Consider the following 2,080-nt stretch of genomic DNA (forward strand, 5'->3'; position numbering starts at 1 on the left):
TTGACGGGCTTCTCTCCCCGCGAATGCCATCATTACTTCCAGCATTGTGGCTACAGATAATGGTGAACCGCTCTAGAGCAGCTTCATCAGCGCAACAACGGTAGTGACGATACCAACCGACATGGCCCGCAGGTGCTTATAGAGCGATTCAAACTTATGGGTGAGGCGCAGTTCGAGCGCCTGAAGCTCGGCCTTTGTGGTGGCCTCCAGTGCCTGAAGATCAGCCTTTGTTGCGATGATGCCCTGATTGTCCGCAAGGTCGACACCTTGTCGAAACGGGATGGCAGAGCGGTGAAAAACGCGCTGTCCCGCTTCCTAGCAACCGTCTGATGAGGGGGAAGCGAACTTGACACCCCTCGCCCGAATAGGCCAGGATGCCCCTGACCCGCCCGCGTCGAGGGATGGGTCGCCCGGCGCGGCCGGGACGGGATCAACGGCCACATGGATTCACGCCACACCGCCCATGTCGAATTCGAGCGCGTCTGCAAGAGCTACGACGGACGGGTTCAAGTCGTGCGCGACCTCGACCTGACGGTCCACGAGGGGGAGTTTCTGACCCTGCTGGGCGCCTCGGGCTCGGGCAAAACTACCTGCCTGATGATGCTGGCCGGCTTTGAGACGCCGACCTCGGGCACGATTCGTATCCACGGTCGCTCGGTCCACGATCTGTCGCCGCGCAAGCGGGGCATCGGCGTGGTGTTTCAGAACTACGCGCTGTTTCCGCATATGACTGTCGGCGGCAATCTGGCCTTCCCCCTGGAAGTGCGCGGGCTTGACGCCGAGCAGCGCCGCGAGCGGATGCGGCGCGCCCTGCAACTCGTACGCCTCGAAGGGCTCGAAGACCGGCGTCCGTCAGAACTCTCGGGTGGCCAGCAGCAGCGCGTGGCCATTGCCCGAGCGCTGGTGTTTGAACCCGGCCTGGTGTTGATGGACGAACCGCTGGGCGCCCTTGATCGCCGCCTGCGCGAGGAAATGCAGTATGAGATCCGGCGTATCCAGCGCAGCCTGGGAGTCACGGTCGTGTACGTCACCCACGACCAGCAGGAGGCCATGGTGCTGTCCGACCGGGTCGCCGTCTTTCGCCACGGCCGCATCGAACAGGTCGCCCTGCCCGAAACTCTGTACGAAGAGCCCGAGCGCCCGTTTGTTGCCAGCTTCATCGGCGAAAACAACCTGTTGCATGGCCGGGTCCTGGCTGTCGAACACGATATCTCACAGGTAGAGACCGGCGATCAGGTCGTCACCGCCTTCCAGGTCACGACGTGCAAACCCGGCGACGCGGTCACCCTGGCCATCCGCCCGGAGCGGGTGTGCCTGGCACCCGAGCCGGGACTGTACACCAACCGGTTTGAGGCCAGGGTCGAAGACATCACCTTTCTGGGCGATCACCTGCGCCTGCGGGTGGCGGTGTGCGGGCGCACCGACTTCATCGTCAAGATTCCGAATACCGTCGGCCACGGCGCCGTGCTGGAGGGCGACCGGGTCCATATCGGCTGGACGCCGACCGACTGTCGGGCCCTGGAGCCGGACACGCAGGAGACCACACCATGACCCTCTTCCCAGCTCGTATCCGCCCTGCGGTCTACGCCGCAGCCCTCGTTGCGCTGGCCGGGCTCGGCTGGAGCCGGCCGGCCGTCGGCAACGAATCGCTGACCGTGGTCTCGTGGGGCGGCTCCTACGCCCGGGCGTGCCAGAAGGCCCAGCACGAGCCGTTCACCGCCGAGACGGGCATCGAGATCCGCCTCGAGTCCTACAACGGCGGCCTGGCCCAGATTCGGGCGCAGGTCGAGACCGGGGCGGTACACTGGGACCTGGTTGACCTGGAGATGGCCGACGCGGCACGGGGCTGTGACGAGGGCCTGCTCGAACCGCTGGCCGGCTTTGAGCCGCCGCCGGCACCGGACGGCACGCCTGCGGCCCAGGATTTCTTCCCTGATATGCTGACCGAATGCGGCGCCGGCCTGCTGTTCTACTCCACGGTGTATGCCTATAACGCCGAGCGTCTGAGCGGTCCCGCGCCGACAACGATCCGCGACTTCTTCGACCTGGAGCAATTCCCCGGCCGGCGCGGCATGCGCCG

3 protein-coding genes are annotated in these 2,080 nt (G+C 65.3%); all 3 read left to right on the forward strand.

The features are described from left to right. Positions 1-156: 156 nt before the first annotated feature. On the forward strand, positions 157-330 hold the full coding sequence (locus tag J4F42_17090) for a hypothetical protein (GenBank protein MCE2487234.1): 174 nt from the start codon (positions 157-159) through the stop codon (positions 328-330). Positions 331-441: 111 nt separating this feature from the next. Next, positions 442-1,551, forward strand: a complete 1,110-nt coding sequence (locus tag J4F42_17095) for an ABC transporter ATP-binding protein (protein MCE2487235.1) — start codon at positions 442-444, stop codon at positions 1,549-1,551. Beyond that, positions 1,548-2,080, forward strand: a 533-nt coding sequence (locus tag J4F42_17100; protein ID MCE2487236.1) for an extracellular solute-binding protein, incomplete at its 3' end; no start/stop codon positions are given. The genes J4F42_17095 and J4F42_17100, both read left to right, overlap by 4 nt.

The organism is Desulfurellaceae bacterium, assembly GCA_021296095.1.
GTDB lineage: Bacteria > Desulfobacterota > Binatia > Bin18 > Bin18 > JAAXHF01.